At 71.8% G+C, this 15,322-nt stretch carries 14 protein-coding genes, 2 tRNA genes and 1 pseudogene; 9 read left to right on the top strand and 8 right to left on the bottom strand.

Features of this window, described 5'->3' with window-relative positions; all coding sequences use genetic code 11:
• Window positions 1-24: 24 nt before the first annotated feature.
• Window positions 25-525 carry a DUF3830 family protein gene (locus CG747_RS28470; RefSeq protein ID WP_100604693.1) on the bottom strand — a complete coding sequence of 167 codons (501 nt, stop codon included), beginning with the start codon at window positions 523-525 and terminating at the stop codon, window positions 25-27.
• 272 nt (window positions 526-797) lie between these two features.
• On the opposite strand from CG747_RS28470, the gene ehuB reads away from it, so the two are divergent.
• From ehuB to CG747_RS28440, 6 genes are all read left to right on the top strand, one after another.
• Complete coding sequence (ehuB, locus tag CG747_RS28465) at window positions 798-1,622, top strand: ectoine/hydroxyectoine ABC transporter substrate-binding protein EhuB (protein ID WP_100604728.1); 825 nt, start codon at window positions 798-800, stop codon at window positions 1,620-1,622.
• A complete protein-coding gene (gene ehuC / locus CG747_RS28460; RefSeq protein ID WP_100604727.1) occupies window positions 1,619-2,359 on the top strand; it encodes an ectoine/hydroxyectoine ABC transporter permease subunit EhuC in 741 nt (246 codons plus the stop codon). Before ehuB ends, ehuC begins: the two co-directional genes overlap by 4 nt.
• Entirely contained in the window at window positions 2,356-3,006 is a 651-nt protein-coding gene (gene ehuD, locus CG747_RS28455; protein ID WP_100604692.1) for an ectoine/hydroxyectoine ABC transporter permease subunit EhuD, read from the top strand. Before ehuC ends, ehuD begins: the two co-directional genes overlap by 4 nt.
• On the top strand, window positions 2,996-3,823 hold the full coding sequence (gene ehuA / locus CG747_RS28450) for an ectoine/hydroxyectoine ABC transporter ATP-binding protein EhuA (protein ID WP_100604691.1): 828 nt from the start codon (window positions 2,996-2,998) through the stop codon (window positions 3,821-3,823). The genes ehuD and ehuA overlap by 11 nt, the downstream gene beginning before the upstream one ends.
• Before the next feature lie 570 nt (window positions 3,824-4,393).
• Complete coding sequence (locus CG747_RS28445) at window positions 4,394-5,152, top strand: IclR family transcriptional regulator (protein ID WP_100604690.1); 759 nt, start codon at window positions 4,394-4,396, stop codon at window positions 5,150-5,152.
• A 160-nt stretch (window positions 5,153-5,312) separates the two neighbouring features.
• Window positions 5,313-5,386 (top strand) — tRNA-Lys (locus tag CG747_RS28440).
• 101 nt (window positions 5,387-5,487) lie between these two features.
• On the opposite strand, the gene CG747_RS28435 is transcribed toward CG747_RS28440, so the two are convergent.
• Both CG747_RS28435 and CG747_RS28430 read right to left on the bottom strand, forming a co-directional pair.
• Complete coding sequence (locus tag CG747_RS28435; protein WP_100604689.1) at window positions 5,488-7,368, bottom strand: AMP-binding protein; 1,881 nt, start codon at window positions 7,366-7,368, stop codon at window positions 5,488-5,490.
• A gap of 209 nt (window positions 7,369-7,577) precedes the next feature.
• Window positions 7,578-8,171, bottom strand: a complete 594-nt coding sequence (locus CG747_RS28430) for a lytic polysaccharide monooxygenase (RefSeq protein WP_100604688.1) — start codon at window positions 8,169-8,171, stop codon at window positions 7,578-7,580.
• Between the two features lie 178 nt (window positions 8,172-8,349).
• On the opposite strand from CG747_RS28430, the gene CG747_RS28425 reads away from it, so the two are divergent.
• On the top strand, window positions 8,350-8,877 hold the full coding sequence (locus CG747_RS28425; RefSeq protein WP_100604687.1) for a DinB family protein: 528 nt from the start codon (window positions 8,350-8,352) through the stop codon (window positions 8,875-8,877).
• 107 nt (window positions 8,878-8,984) lie between these two features.
• Here CG747_RS28425 and CG747_RS28420 read toward each other — a convergent pair whose 3' ends face one another.
• On the bottom strand, window positions 8,985-10,307 hold the full coding sequence (locus CG747_RS28420) for a hypothetical protein (protein ID WP_257980802.1): 1,323 nt from the start codon (window positions 10,305-10,307) through the stop codon (window positions 8,985-8,987).
• Entirely contained in the window at window positions 10,307-10,726 is a 420-nt protein-coding gene (locus tag CG747_RS28415) for an SsgA family sporulation/cell division regulator (protein ID WP_257980801.1), read from the bottom strand. Before CG747_RS28415 ends, CG747_RS28420 begins: the two co-directional genes overlap by 1 nt.
• 604 nt (window positions 10,727-11,330) lie before the next feature.
• Between CG747_RS28415 and CG747_RS28410 the strand changes: the two genes are divergently transcribed.
• Window positions 11,331-11,404, top strand: a tRNA-Lys gene (locus CG747_RS28410).
• Between the two features lie 34 nt (window positions 11,405-11,438).
• On the opposite strand, the gene CG747_RS28405 is transcribed toward CG747_RS28410, so the two are convergent.
• A complete protein-coding gene (locus CG747_RS28405; RefSeq protein WP_100604685.1) occupies window positions 11,439-11,876 on the bottom strand; it encodes a hypothetical protein in 438 nt (145 codons plus the stop codon).
• Window positions 11,877-12,420: 544 nt separating this feature from the next.
• A pseudogene (locus CG747_RS28400) lies at window positions 12,421-12,600 on the bottom strand (TIGR01457 family HAD-type hydrolase); the annotation flags it as partial.
• Window positions 12,601-13,251: 651 nt separating this feature from the next.
• Between CG747_RS28400 and CG747_RS28395 the strand changes: the two are divergent.
• Entirely contained in the window at window positions 13,252-14,031 is a 780-nt protein-coding gene (locus CG747_RS28395) for an HAD-IIA family hydrolase (protein WP_100604684.1), read from the top strand.
• A gap of 194 nt (window positions 14,032-14,225) precedes the next feature.
• On the opposite strand, the gene CG747_RS28390 is transcribed toward CG747_RS28395, so the two are convergent.
• Window positions 14,226-15,290: a 2-aminoethylphosphonate ABC transporter substrate-binding protein gene (locus CG747_RS28390; RefSeq protein WP_100604683.1), complete on the bottom strand. Its 1,065-nt coding sequence runs from the start codon at window positions 15,288-15,290 to the stop codon at window positions 14,226-14,228.
• Between the last annotated feature and the right edge of the window lie 32 nt (window positions 15,291-15,322).

The raw sequence follows: 15,322 nt of genomic DNA, 5'->3' as shown, positions 1-15,322 counted from the left end.
GAGCGGCCGGGGAGGGCGGGGCCCTCAGGCCCGGCGGAAATTGAGGGTCTCGCCCAGGGCGCCGGCCCGCCACAGGTCCTGGCAGGCATCGGCCATCCGGTCCAGGCCGTCGACGACCGCGCCCCAGACGATGCCCGGCACCCAGCCCGCGTCGCCGTTGATCAGCAGGTTGTTCCGCTCGTAGAAGAGCGCGAGGTCGACGACGGTGGCGCGGCCCTGGTGCTTGGCCTCCCGCTCGTAGCCGTACGACGCGGTGCCCAACTGGGTGTCGCTGAAGGTGAAGTAGCACAGGTCGCCGGGGATCGGGGTGATCGTCGGGTTCTCCAGCGGCGGCTCCTCGGGCGCGAACGGCGGGACCAGCGCGTAGATCTCGTTGCGGGCGTACTTGGCGTGGTAGACGTCGCCGCCGAGCGGGAGCGCGTCCCAGATGGCGGCGCACGTGAGGGGAGCGCGATCGTCGAGCAACTTGGCCGTGCAGCTGACGCCGCGCTTGTCCAGGGAGACTTCGATGAAGCGATCGGTCATATCCCGAGCGTAGGGGGCATTACCGGCGTACGGAACATCTCCCGTGCCGATGTGAAGGGCTGGAAACCATCGGCATAGGTGTGAACGGTTCGGGTAGCCGCGCGCCCATGGCTCCACCACAGAGCACGGCCTCAGACAATCAAGGTCCTCATGACCCTCCTGGACAGCACAGACAGCACACCCGAGGACACGAAATAACAGGACAACGGACCAGCGGTATCCGCCGCCGGTCGCTGCTCGCGGGGGTGGCGGCGCTCGGCACAGCGGGTGCGATGGGCGCGGCGAGCGGTTGCAGCCGGGTCCCGACCGCGGCCGCGGCGGGCGGCGGCCAGCTGCTGGAGCGGCTCCGCAAGAAGGGCTCGGTCACCCTGGGCGTGGCCGGCGAGCAGCCGTACGGCTACATCGGCACCGACGGCAAGATGACCGGTTCGGCGCCCACCATCGCCCAGGTGATCTTCAAACGGCTCGGCGTGCCGCGCGTCGAGCCGTTCCCGACCGACTTCGGCTCACTGATCGTCGGGCTGAACTCCCAGCAGTTCGACGTGGTCGCGGCCGGGATGTACATCAATCCCGACCGCTGCGCACAGGTCATCTTCGCCGACCCCGAGTACCAGATGCTGGACGCCTTCATCGTCCGCAGGGGCAATCCGCTGAAGCTGCGCTCCTACAAGGACATCGCGCGGACCGGGGCGCGGATGGCCACCGGTGTCGGCTACGCCGAGATCGGCTACGCCAAGGAAGCCGGCGTCACCGACATCACCACGCTGCCGGACCAGTTGGCGGGACTGCTGGCGGTCGAGCAGGGGCGGGTGGACGTCTTCGTCGGGACCGCGGTGACGGTGCGCAACGTCGTGAAGCAGTCGCGGACCACCAAGGCGGAGGCGACGCCCGAGGTCACCCCGTACGTGAAGGGGAAGCCGGTGATCGACGTCGGCGGCTTCGCGTTCCGGACGCCCGAGACCAACCTCCGTGACGCGTTCAACCGCGAACTCCACAAGATGAAGCGGTCCGGGGAACTCCTGGACCTCATGCGGCCCTTCGGCTTCACCGCGCAGCAGATGACGGAGATCACCGCCAAGGAGAAGTGCCGGCCATGACTGACATCACCTGGGGTCTGTGGGAACTCCTCCTCAAAGGCGTCTGGATCACCGTCCAGCTGACCGTCTACAGCGCGGCCCTGGCCGCCGTCGTGGCCTTCGGCATCGGCCTCGCGCGCACCCACCGGCGGTGGATCGTGCGCTTCCTGTCCGGGGCCTATTTCGAGATCTTCCGCGGGACCTCCGCGCTGATCCTGATGTTCTGGATGTTCTTCGTGCTGCCGATGGGGTTCGGCTGGCAGTTGGTCCCGATGTGGGCCGCGGTGCTGACGCTGGGCCTGACCTACGGCGCGTACGGCTCCGAGGTCGTCCGGGGCGCGATCGCCGCGGTGCCTCCGGGCCAGCGCGAGGCCGGTATCGCGCTCAGCTTCTCCCCCGGCCAGCAGCTGCGGAAGGTCGTCCTGCCGCAGGCGTGGCCCGGCATGGTCCCGCCCTTCAACAACCTGCTGATCGAGCTGCTCAAGGGCACCTCGCTGGTGTCGATCCTGGGCGTCGGCGACATCGCCTTCGGCGCCTCCCTGGTGCGCAACGCCACCGCGCAGAGCGCCCCCGTCTACACGATCATCCTGGTGATGTACTTCGTCCTGGCGTTCACCCTGACCCGCGGGATGCGCGCGGTCGAGCGGCACGCCAAGGCGGGTGTCGGGCAGGCGCCGGCCAGGCGGTCGCGGCTGCGGCCCGCCACCGGCCCGGTGGTCACCGGTACCGCAGCTCCCGCGGAAGGTGAGGCCCGATGAAGTTCGACTGGTCCGCGGTCGGCGACTTCCTGCCGACGTTCTGGAAGGGCGTGCTGGTCACCCTCCAGGCCCTGGTCCTGGGGTCCCTGATCGCCTTCGCGCTCGGCCTGGTCTGGGCGGTGGCGCAGCGCTCGTCCCTGAAGGCGGTGCGCTGGCCGGTGACCGTGGTCACCGAGTTCGTGCGCAACACCCCGCTGCTGGTGCAGCTGTTCTTCCTCTTCTACGTGATGCCCGAGTGGGGCCTGACGCTCAGCGCCCTGGCCACCGGCGTGATCGGGCTGGGCCTGCACTACTCGACGTACACCGCCGAGGTCTACCGCTCCGGTATCGACGGCGTCCCGGCCGGCCAGTGGGAGGCGGCCATCGCGCTGAGCCTGCCGCGCCGCCGCACCTGGACCGCGGTGATCCTGCCGCAGGCGATCCGCCGCGTGGCCCCCGCCCTCGGCAACTACGTGATCGCGATGCTGAAGGACTCGCCGATGCTCTTCGCCATCGGCGTGCTGGAGATGCTGGGCGAGGCCCGGCAGTTCTCCTCCCAGACCTTCCAGACGGTCGAGCCGTACACGGTCGTCGGGGTCGCCTTCATCGCCATCGCCTACCCCGCCTCTCTTCTCCTGCGAGCCCTGGAGCGCCGCCTTGTCCGCTGACCGCAGCACCCCGAACACCCCGCCCGCCCCCGGCGGCGACGCGCCCGTCGAGGAGACCGAGCTGATCCGCTTCGACTCGGTCACCAAGCGGTTCGGTGCGCACACCGTCCTCGACTCGCTCGACATGAAGGTCTACTCCGGCAAGCACGTCACCCTGATCGGCCCGTCCGGCTCCGGCAAGACCACGATCCTGCGGCTGATGATGACGCTGCTGAAGCCGGACGAGGGCACCATCAAGCTGGGCGACCGGTACCTGACCCACGAGGAGAAGGGCGGCAAGCTCGTCCCGGCGAGCGACCGCTACAGCCGCGAGGTCCGCAAGAACATCGGGATGGTCTTCCAGCAGTTCAACCTCTTCCCCAACATGAAGGTGCTGCGGAACATCACCGAGGCCCCGGTGCACGTGCTGGGCCTCGACAAGGACGCGGCCGAGGAGCGCGCCCGCGAGCTCCTCGAACTCGTCGGCCTCACCGCCCACCTCGACAAGTACCCCACGCAGCTCTCCGGCGGCCAGCAGCAGCGGGTCGCCATCGCCCGCGCGCTGGCCATGCGCCCGCAGGTCCTGCTGCTGGACGAGGTGACCTCGGCGCTCGACCCGGAGCTGGTGGCCGGCGTCCTGGACCTGCTGCGGGACATCGCGCACTCCACGGACATCACCATGCTCTGCGTCACGCACGAGATGAACTTCGCCCGGGACATCTCCGACTGCGTGATGATGTTCGACGCCGGTCGGGTCATCGAGTTCGGCCCGCCGGAGCAGATCTTCACGGACCCGGAGCACGACCGGACCCGGGAGTTCCTGAGCGCGGTGCTGTAGGCGGCGCGGTGGGCGGTGCCCCCGGTGGTTACCGCCCCGGGGCGTGTGGGAGCGCGGCACGTGGTGCGCGCTCCGGCACGCCCCCCGCCGCCCGTTTCCCCGGCGGCCGAGGGCCGCTGCCCGGCATCCCACGCGTTTTGAGACATCCGCGCCCACTGCGATAGGCGTGAAAGATGAGGCGTACGGATAGCCGACGGGAAGAAGATCACCAGACGGAAGAATGAGGCGCCCGAGCCTCAGGCGAAAACCCGACACTCCGTCAACTTCGCACGTCACCACGGGCCGTCAACCCCGGCCGTCAGCGGGCCGCCCGCCCCGCCCGCGTCCGCCATTGCCGCCGGTCCGCGCGGGATTCAACGATCCGTTCATGACCTGGGCATATGCCAGAGTGCAGGGCGCCTGCACAGACGCGTGAACCGACCCGGTTTTCAGTCAAGACCCCCTCCATCCGGGCTCGTTGACCGCTATCGTGATACGAGCCCGTTGTCCGGAAGCGGCCCGCGTTCCACGCGGTCGCGGCCGTCAACAGCGGTCACGACGCAAGCGGTACCAACCTCTTAGGGGGACACCGTGGCGCTGAAGCCCGAGCCGACCGCGCCGTTCCATTCGGTGCAGTACGCCCTCCGCGTACTCGAAACGATCTCCCGGCACGCCGACGGCGTGACCGACGCGCAGATCGCCCGCGAGACCGGACTGCCGGCAGCCCACCTCACCCAGCTGCTGTCGATGCTGCGCCGGGAAGGCTACGCGCAGCAGCTCGCCGACGGCGCGTACGTCGTCGGCGAGTCGCTGCTCCTGCTCGGCTCAGGTGCCGACCGCAGCCGCGCCCTGCGCGACAAGCTCCAGCGCACACTGGACCAGCTGCGCGATTCGGTCGGGGCGGCGGTCTACATCAGCAGGTACATCGACGGCGAGGTCAAGATCCTCCACTACGCCGACGGCCCGCTGGCACCCAAGGTCAACGAGTGGGCCGAGTTCCGCCGCACGGCACACGCCAGCGCGGTCGGCAAGTGCCTGCTGGCCCAGCTCGACCACGACGGCCGGATGGACCACCTCTCGCGCCACAAGACCGCCCGGCTCACCTCCCGGACGATCACCAACGAGAAGGTGCTGTTCCACAAGCTCGACAGCCAGCCGCCGACCGTCCCCGTCCTGGACCTCCAGGAATACGCGGTCGGCACGGTCTGCGCCGCCGTTCCGATCACCGCCGGCAAGACGGTCGGCTGCCTGGCCCTGTCCATGCCGCTGGAGCACGCCCACCGTCTGCGGCAGGCCGCCGACACCCTCAACCGCAAGGCCGCGCCGGTCCTCCTGTCGCTGGCGATCTGAGGCCGGGCGCAGCCCGGCCCGTGGCAGCCCGGGGTCCCGGGCCGTCGCGGACTTGATCACGAGGGCGGCGAGGAGGGCGATCCCGTGGGTGCCACGGGGGCGGCCCCGCGGGTGGTCGTGAGCACCCCTCTCGACCAGGTAGTATTTCTTTTGTCAGCGCGCGCCGCTAGCTCAGTTGGTTAGAGCAGCTGACTCTTAATCAGCGGGTCCGGGGTTCGAGTCCCTGGCGGCGCACGTAGGAAGTGGGCGCCCTCGGTTTACCGGGGGCGCCCACTTCTTTTGCGTTCCGGGCCGGGCGCTCGCGCGGGGTACCGGCACGGTCGGTGAGGTGCCGGTCAGCGGTCGAGGAGATGCTCCCGATCGTGATCGCGGTACTGCGCCAGGAGGGCGGCACGGTCGCCGTCGGTGAAGCGGCGGTACCGCCACGGGGCGGCGCGGCCGTCATCGGCGGGCGGGCGGGTGGCCGGGAGCCCGGTCGGTCGCCACCAGACCGGATCCGGACAGCGGAAACCGGACCGCCGGAGGGCGACCCGGTGCACCTTGTTGGTCGCGGTGACCGGCAGCGCGGCGACGGTCCGCAGGAACCGGGGCGCCATCTTCGTACCGAGGTCGGGCTGGGCGGCGAGGAAGGCCGCGAAGTCCTCCGGGTCGAAGGCCGTGCCGTCGGGCAGTGCGAGCGCCGCCATGACCTGGTCGCCGGCGACCGGGTCGGGCACGGCGTAGACGGCGACGCCGGTGGCCGGAACGTAGCGGGCGAGGATGTTCTCGATCATCGCGGCGGCCAGGTTCTCGCTGTCGACCCGCAGCCGGTCGTCCGCCCTTCCGGCGAAGTGGAAGAACCCGGCCGGGTCCCGGAAGAACAGGTCACCGGTCCAGTACCACCCCGCCCCGGCGCGGCCCGGCGCGCGGCCCCGGGTGCGGGCGGCGGTGGCCTCCGGGTTGCGCCAGTAGCCCTCGAAGGCGCTGCGCCCCCGGTTGACCAGCTCCCCTATGGCCTGGTCCCCGTTGAGCAGCCGGCCGGCCGGGTCGAGCCGGGCGGGCGGCAGTTCGGCGCCGGTTTCCGGGTCGACGACGGCGAGGTCGTCGCCGGGGGCGGGCCGGCCGACGGCGCCGGGCGGGGTGTCCGGAGTGCGCTGCAGTGCCGCGCCGCCCTCGGAGGAGCCGTACCCCTCGACCAGTCGCACGCCGAACCGGTCGGCGAAGCGGGCGACGTCGACGGCGCCCGCCTCCGTGCCGAACCCGGTGCGCAGCGCGTGGTCGCGGTCGTCGGGGGCGGGCGGGGTGGCGAGGAGGTACTGCACGGCGCGGCCGACGTAGGTGAAGTAGGTGGCGCCGTGGCGGCGCACGTCGGGGAGGAAGGCGGAGGCCGAGAAGCGGCGGCGCAGGGCGACGGCCGCGCCGCCGGCGAGCGCCGGGGCCCAGCCGGCGATCACCGCGTTGCCGTGGAACATCGGCATGCACAGGTAGTGGACGTCCTCCCTCCGCACTCCGAAGTAGCGGACCAGGGACTGGCCGGCGGCGGCGAGCCTGCCCTGGCTGCACAGGGCGGCCTTCGGCGCCCCGGTGGAGCCGGAGGTGAAATAGAGGAGCATGCGGGTGGTGGGGCCCGGGGTGGACCCCCGCCCCTCCCCGGCAGTGCGGAGCGCGGAGCCGGTGACGTCTTCCGGCCGAACGCCCTCGAACGGGGCGAGCAGCTGCTGGTAGGCGGGGTCGTCGGTGACCAGTATCCGCTCGGGCGGGAGCACCGGGTCGAGGCCGGCGAGCAGCGGCAGGTGCGCCCGTTCAGTGATCAGCAGGGCGCAGTCCGTGTGGGCGATGTCTCGGGCCAGCTCCGGGCCGCGGCGGGTGGGGTTGATACCGGCGACCGCGGCTCCGGCGAGCGCCGCCGCGCCGAGCCAGAGCGGGAACTCGGGGACGTTGTCGAGCAGCACCCCGATGTGCGGTTCCGCGCCGCGCGGCAGCAGCTCCCCCAGCAACGCGGCCCGCGCGGCGGCGGCACCGGCGACCTGGTGGTGGGTGAGCGCCACCTCCTGGTACTTGAGGGCGGTGCGGTGGTCCGTCCACTGCGCCTGGACCAGCTCGGCGATGGTGCGGGGGGCCGAGGCGGAGGCGGTGCGGGCGGCCGGGTTGCGGGTGGGTGGGGTGCCGGTGGCTGGGGTGCGCTCATCGGGGTCGCGGGCGGGCGGGCTGTCGCTGCGGGAGCTGTCGGCCACCATGACGGCGGAGCTTAACTGACGTTGCGTCAGTTTTGCAGGGTGCGGGGAGGTGGACCGGGGCGGGGATGCGGAAGGGTGAAGGAGAGTGTGCAGGAGCCGCGGACGGTTCCGGAGCCGCGAGGGCCTCCCCGGAGGAGGACGGGGAGGCCCGACGGAGACTTCGCACCTGCCGACGGGACGCGGCGGCAGCGCCAGGGGCGGGGTCGGGGTCAGGACAGGTCGACGTCCGAGCAGGCGTAGAACGCGTTGCCCGTGTCGGCGATGTTCCATACGCCCAGGATGATGTGGTGCCCGGACTTGAGGGTGGGGACGGTGCCCTGGTGCTGCACCGTCTCGCCCGGTTGCGCGCCGCCCATCGGCACCGTCATGAACGGCTCCGGTTCGAGGTCGGCGCGGGTGAGCGGCTTGGCGGGGTCGTAGCCGTCCTTGGTGATGAAGTACTCGAAGTCCGTCGTCGCATGCCGGGCCGTGAGCCGCCAGGTGAAGGTGTAGCCCTGCCCCGGGGAGAGCTTGGTCGCCGGCCACTTGCCGCCGCGCGGGTCGTCCAGTTGCGCGAAGTTGTCGTGCCCGCCGGAACAGATCTTGCCGTCGGCCGGCCCGGCGGCCGGGAACCCCTTGGGCGCCTCGACACTCTGCGGCTCGTACTGAATGGCGCCGCAGTCCTTGACGGTGCCGTTGGCGCAGAGCGCCTGACGGCTCGGCGGCGCGTCGCTGTAGCCGTGGCTGGAGGCGCTGCCCGTCGCGAGGAAGGAGGCCCCGACGATACCGAGACCTATGACGGCGGCACTGAGCTTCTTACGCATGCTTCGCTCCTGAAAAAACGGTGGGGGGAGGGGAGTTCTGCGAGTCGAGTGAAGTGCGGTGCGGTGTGCGGTCCAGACCAACCGGCAGATTAGTAAGGGGAACTGCACATGTCTAGACCATGACGCGATCATGTCCGCGCGACGTCCGTCGCGCCGCCGGTGTGTGAGGGTGAGGGGCATGGATACGACACCGGATCGCCGCCCCGTCCCGCCGCCGCACGCCGGGGACCGCGAAAGCCTGGAGAGCTGGCTGGACTTCCACCGCGCCACACTGGAACTGAAGTGCGCGGGCCTCGATGACCGTCAGCTGCGGCTGGCCTCGGTGGCGCCGTCGCCGATGACGCTGCTGGGCCTGGTCCAGCACATGGCGGAGGTCGAACGCAACTGGTTCCGGCGGGTGTTCGCGGGACAGGACGTGCCGCCGGTGTACGGGGAGGGTTCGGGCGACGGCTTCACGCTCGTTCCGGGCCGCGGGATCGACGAAGCCCTGGGCCTCTGGCGCGCGGAGGTCGCACGGAGCAGGGAGCTGATCGCCGGCTCGTCGCTGACGGACTCCGGCAAGCCCTCGGAAGAGGAGGCCCAGTACCTCGGTGACCAGGGAGTCTCGTTGCGCTGGATCCTGGTCCACATGATCGAGGAGTACGCACGCCACAACGGCCACGCGGACCTCATCCGGGAGTGCATCGACGGCACGACGGGCGCCTGAGGCACCCCGCGTCATGGCCGGACCGGCCGGCACTCCGGCCGGAACGCACCGTCCGGCGGACCAGCGCGGCCCGCCCGGCTACCTCGGGGTGCCCGGGAGCTGTGGAATCACGCCGCTTCCGGGAGGGGGCCCGGGGTGGGGGCGGCGGCGGTCTGGACGAGGGCGGTGTAGGTGCGGCGGAGGGCGATGAGGGATTCCTGGGCCTCGCGGTAGACGGCGGCGTCGGGGCCGCCGCGGTGGGCGAGGGTGCGGACGGGGGCGCAGTGGCGGTCCATGGCGCTGAGCCAGGCGCGGTGTTGGGCCGGGAGGTGGCGGCGCAGGTGCTGGCGCCGGCCCTCGCCCAGGCGGCGTCCGCCGATGCCCAGGACGGCGTCGGCGGCCTGGAGGACCGGCGGTTCCAGGGCGCCCTGTTCGGCGAGCGCGCCGAGCACCGCGCGCTGCTGGTCGGTGGCCGGGGCGGACGCAAGTTCCGCGGCCTCGGAGTGGAGCTGGGCGCGCAGGGCGTGCTGGATGCGGACCAGGCGGCGCAGTGCCGTCGGCGTGGACGAGTCGTCGGGGGCGCGGCCGGCCAGGGTGTCGGCGAGGCGGAAGAGCCAGATGCCGTGCGCCTCCAGCCGGGTCGCGGCGAGCATCAGCCGGTCCAGGCGGCTGAGCGGCTGGCCCTCCGGGGCCCAGCGCACGATCGGGACCAGCTGTTCGGTGCGGGCCAGTTGGTCGATGGGGATGTGGCGGCGCGGTTTGCGTTCCGGGGCCCAGTTGTGGAGCGCGAGGGTGGGCAGGGCGACGAACTGGTCGTGGTCGATGCGGTGCGCGATGGCGGCCCAGAGTTCCAGGAACGCCTCGTTGGCGACCTCGCGGGCGGCCGGCGCCTGCGGGTCCAGGGCGCTCCAGCCGCAGGACACCGCGATGACCGCCACGCGCATCGCGGCGGCCTCCGCGTTGCGCGGCGAGAGGCGGGAGACGCGCTGCCGCAGGGCGGTCAACTCCTCAGCGCGGTCGGCGCGTCCGACGACGTCGAGGGCGGTCGCACGGTCGGGCGCGACGGCCGCCTCACGAGCCATGGCGTCCAGCCGGGTCCACGTGCCGATCATGGATCGTACGGGGGGCCGCTCGGGGAGGAAGCCGTGCGCGCAGGGGTCGTGCGGGGCCGGTGCGCCGGAGGTGTCGCCGTCGGTGGGCGCGGCGTCGGCCGCACCGGTGGGGTCGGCGGCGGGGCCGCCCTGCGCCGGGATCCGGACGGCGGGGTCGGCGCCGGACCGGGCCGCGGGGATGCGGGGACCGGCGGCCCGGCCGACCGCGCCGGGGGCGGCCGATTCGGCCGGATCCCGCGGGTCGGCGGTCGCGGTGGTTCCGGGGGCGCCCGTCTGGGGTGTCGTCGCGCGAAGGGCGAGGAGGGCGTCGGGCGTCGTCGTCATGGGAGTGGGAGTCATCAGCACTTCCCCGCTAGCAGGCGGGCCAGGTGGGCGTCCATATCGAGATAGCGGTCCTCGTGGCCGGGCGGGACGATGGCCGCGGTCTGCTCCAGCCAGGCGGTGAGTTCCGTCGCGCGCACCGTCAGCTCGCAGACGTTGTCGTCGGTGGCGAGTTCGATGTGCACGCGGCGGGACGCGCCCGTACGGCTGGCGGGCCACACCCGCACGTCGCCCTGTCCGACCTCGCCGGACAGCCCGCCGAGCAGCAGTTCGCGGGCGAACAGCCAGGTGGCGACGGTCTCGCCGCGACTGAGGAACGCGACCTCGACCTCGTAGGGGCGGTCACTGCGGTAGCCGAACCGGCCGGCCACCGGAACCGATTCGTCCGGCCCTAGGAGGAGCTGCATCTCAAGGGTGCGCTTGGCTGTCGACACCACGACGATCAACCTTTCCAAAGAGGGGCGAGTCCCGGGGCCCCGGTTCGGGGCTCGCGTCCTAGCAGACGTCGGCTTGCGGGATGGGGTTGCAGGTGATGGCGGACTAGTGATGGACGCCATGGTCCGCGGGGGACGCGCGGGCGGGGGTGACGGTCGGCGTCCGGCCTGGCGGCGGGGTGACGCGCAGGGCGCCGTGGGCGGTGCCTTCCGGGACCGTCATGCCCGCTCTCCTCCAGGCCGGCTGCTCGTCCGGACCTCGCGCCCGGCATCGGCCCTGCCGTGCCCCGGCGCTGGCCTCAGCCTCTCAACTGGCAGGAGATACCGCATGTTGACGGGGCAACTGATGCACTACGGCACCGAAGTCGATCTTCGCAGACCAATTCGGGCGCCCCTTCGGGCAGAGGTCCCGACGTCCCGGGACGTTCGCCCCGAGACGGGAGGGGTTCCGGCGAGATAGGGGGCGGGTGGGGCTGGTGTGGTCGATGGCGGGCCGGCGACCAGGCGGGGCCGGAGTGGCGGGGATCACACAGAGCGGAAGCGTGGGGGGCGCATTCCTGGGTACGGACCACCCCCGGAGTTCGTGTAGAGTTTTCTTCGTCAGCGCGCGCCGCTAGCTCAGTTGGTTAGAGCAGCTGACTCTTAATCAGCGGGTCCGGGGTTCGAGTCCCTGGCGGCGCACGTAGGACTGAGGCCCCTCGCATCGCGGGGGGCCTCAGTCGTGTTCTGTCACGGCGCCGAGACCCACCGGGGCTCCGATGCGCGTCGCGGGCGCGGAGGCCGGGTGCGGCCGGGCGGGCGTACGGGCCGGCGGGCGGCCGACGGCGGCGGCGTCGCCGGTCGCGGGGAGCCGCACCGGGCCGCCGTCCGGGAGATCCGGGCCACCGCCGCAGAACCAGCAGGCCAGCAGCAGGACGCCCCAGGCCAGGCCCGCCAGGAGGCGGGGGGCGGCGGATGCGGGGCGGGCACCTGGTGACCCCGCCGGCACGGCGCCCGGCGGGACCGCCGCGGCGCCGGTGCCGGTGCCCGTCGGGGCGGCTGCCCGCACGGCGGCCATGGGGAGTGCCGCGTTCCCGGTATCCGTCCAGCCGTGCCGGCCGGGTGCGTGCTCGGCGTCCCACGGGGTGGCCGCTTCCTCAACGTTCGTCGGCACTGCCGCTCCCCTGGCGTTCGCGGCGGAGCCGGAGTCTGAGGCGGAGCAGCTGGCCGGCGATGACCAGGATCGCGCCACCCGCCAGGACGAGGGCGACCGCGGAGGTGCTGCTCAGCTCCCGGTGGGCGGTGACCCGGCGGGGCGCGAGGTGGACCCGGGCGGTCAGGACGGGCGCGGCACGGGCACGCGCCGGACCGGCCGGGCCGGCCGGATCGGTGGCCCGGGTGGTGTCGGGGCCGGCGGAGTGCGGGCCGGTGGGCGGGGTGCGGTGCGGGCCGGGCGCGGCCGGGGCCGCGACGGTGGTCTGGGCGGTGCCGGTGCCGCGTCCGCCGTCGGTGGCGTACGCGGGTGCCGCCGTCACCGCGCACGTCGCGACCGCGGCACAGAGGGCGAGCTGCGGTGAGCGCATGGTGTACCTCCGGATACTCCGAAGGTCCGCCGGTGTACTGCCGCGCGCATCCGGGGCGGGGCGGGGCTGCGCCGTTCGGGTGGCCGGGAGCCTCCGCCGGCGGCTCCCGGGGCAGGGTTGCCGCGGGGGTGGGACTGGCCCCGGGCCGGGGGCCTTGGTGATCAGGGCGGCGGCGGAACCGGTGAACGGGGAGGGCGCGTCGGGCGAGGGGCCGGTCCCGTCGGGGTTGGTGGTGATGAAGCGGGCGCCGTTGCCGATCAGCCGGATGGACTTGGTGAGGGCCTCGAAGCCGTAGGTGTGGGTCTCACCCCGTACACGCACAACGTATGGGCGTGAGGTGATCATGGAAGCGAAGGCGACGAGGGGGAGACCTGCTCGCGGTCGGGTGGGTGCGCCCGTATCTCGGACATCGGCCGGACAGCCGGCGGGAGAGGGGTACGGGTACGCAGTCACGGACTCGGCGGCCTTCGCTGGTCTTCCAACGCGGCTTCGCGCGGCAGCCGTTGAACTTGGTGGAAACGCGGAGGCTTTGCGCATCTCCGTGCAAACTGGCGCAAACAACCAGGCTGCCGATGACTGGTTCTCGATCGTCATCCACTAGTCGCACGCGAGCCGGACCGTGGCTGCGCCCGCCCCCGTGGGACGTTCAGCGTGTCCGGCGGATCACCGCTCGGCCTCCGTCCAGGTCGATGCCCATGCCACGACGTCAGGATGACTGTCCTACGTGGAGGTGGACGGAGGAGCGCTCCGGCGGTCGAGGCGTACGGGACGTACGAGACGCGCAACCCCGATGCCGAAGCCGGCGCGGCATGCCGTTCCGGCACCCGGCGGACAGGCCGCCTCCGACCGGAGTCGAAGGCATCAGCCTGTGCATGAACTGACAAGTCCTGGCCCTGGCTACGCTGGGGGTGCCGGAACGACTGCGTGCCGGCACCCCCAGCAAGCTCGTGTGTACAGGAGACCGGCATGGCAGAGCGCAAGCCCATCGAGTCGTGGCTCACCGACATGGACGGCGTGCTGATGCACGAAGGCATCCCGGTGCCGGGGGCGGACGCGTTCATCAAGAAGCTGCGCGACTCCGGCAAGCCGTTCCTGGTACTCACCAACAACTCGATCTACACCGCCCGCGATCTGCACGCCCGGCTCGCCCGCATCGGCCTGGAAGTACCTGCCGAGAACATCTGGACCTCCGCGCTGGCGACCGCGAAGTTCCTGGACGACCAGCACCCCAACGGCTCCGCGTACGTCATCGGTGAGGCCGGCCTCACCACCGCGCTGCACGAGGTGGGCTATGTCCTGACGGACACCGACCCCGATTTCGTGATCTTGGGTGAGACTCGGACCTACTCGTTCGAGGCCATGACAAAGGCCGTCCGACTGATCAACGACGGGGCCCGGTTCATCGCGACGAACCCGGATGAGACGGGGCCCTCCGCCGAAGGTGCGCTTCCCGCGACGGGAGCCGTTGCCGCTCTCATCACCAAGGCGACGGGGAAGGCTCCCTACTTCGTGGGCAAGCCGAATCCGCTGATGATGCGTACCGGCCTCAACGCCATCGGCGCCCACTCCGAGTCCAGCGCCATGATCGGCGACCGGATGGACACCGATGTGCTGGCCGGCCTGGAGGCGGGCATGGAGACGTTCCTGGTCCTCACCGGGCTGACCGCTCCGGCGGACATCGACAAGTTCCCCTACCGCCCGACCCACGTCAGGGACTCCATCGCGGACCTGGTCGAGCTGGTCTGATCGCGGGGTGCCCCGGCCGCTCCGGCGGACCGCTCAGGCGGCCGGGGCCAGCCCTTCGGGGGCCGTCATAGCGACGTCTCCGCGGCTCAGGGCCGGGGGCCGGCCGGACGGCCAGGGCCCCGGCCGGGCCCGAACGGGCGGCCGGCGGCCCCGGCCCGAGTCGGCGGCGGCACGCCGGCCCCGGTCGGTGGTGGTCAGCTTCCGGTCGCCGACTTCCAGGCGCCGATGTAGGTGTCGAGGTTCTTGTCGATGTCGTTCCAGTCGGGCTGGAAGACGTCGACCCCCTTCATGATCGTGGCGAGGGCCGTGGCGTTGGGGTCGGTGGCCTTGATGTCCTTGCGGGAGGTGAAGCCGCCGCCGACGGCGGAGACCTGTTCCTGGACCGGCTTGCTGAGCAGGTAGTCGAGGAACTTCCGGGCGTTGGCGGCGTGCGGGGCGTCCTTGACCAGGCCGGCGGCGTAGGGGAGGGCGAAGGTGGCGGGGCGGGCGCCGGGCTTGGCGGCGGGGAAGAAGATGCCCTGGTTGGGCATGGACTTCATGTTGGCGTAGTTCATCTGGACGTCGCCGTTGGCGACCAGCAGTTCGCCCTTGTCGGTCTTGGGGGCGAGCTGGCCGGTGGAGGAGGACGGGCCGACGTTGTTGGCCTGGAGCTTCTTGAGGAAGTCCATGGCGGGGCCCTGGCCGCCGAAGTCGTGCAGGGCCTTGATGAGGACGGCGGTGCCGTCGCCGGCGACGCCGGGGGTGGAGTACTGGAGCTTGCCCGCGAAGCGGTGGTCGGTGAGGTCCTGCCAGGTGGCCGGGGGCTCCTTGAGCTCCTTCTTGTTGTAGATGAAGCAGAAGTAGTTGTTGACGACGGAGACCCACTTGCCGTTGGGGTCCTTGTCGGCGGCGGCGACCTGTTCGGAGCCGTGCGGGCGGTAGATGTCCAACAGGCCCTTGCCGTCGGCCTGCTGGATGAACGGCGGCAGGGTGACCAGGACGTCCGCCTTGGTGTTGGCGCGTTCCCTGGCCAGGCGCTGGACGGCGGCGCCGGAGCCGGACTCGACGTAGTTGACCTTGATGCCGGTCTGCTTCTCGAAGTCCTTGAAGACCTTGTCGTAGAAGCCGTCGCCCTGTTCGCTCTTGAGGCCGTCGGCGCTGTAGACGGTGATCTCCTTCGCGTTCGGGTCGGCGGCCGAGGAACCGCAGGCGGTGACGGAGGCGGCCAGGACGAGGACGGCGGCGCCGGCGGTGACGGGGCGGTACAGGCGGCTGGGCATGGCGGGTGCTCCTGGGGGAACGGGTCGCGGGC

Source organism: Streptomyces sp. CB02959 (genome assembly GCF_002803155.1).
GTDB lineage: Bacteria > Actinomycetota > Actinomycetes > Streptomycetales > Streptomycetaceae > Streptomyces.
This window is presented reverse-complemented; position numbering and strand designations above follow the sequence as displayed.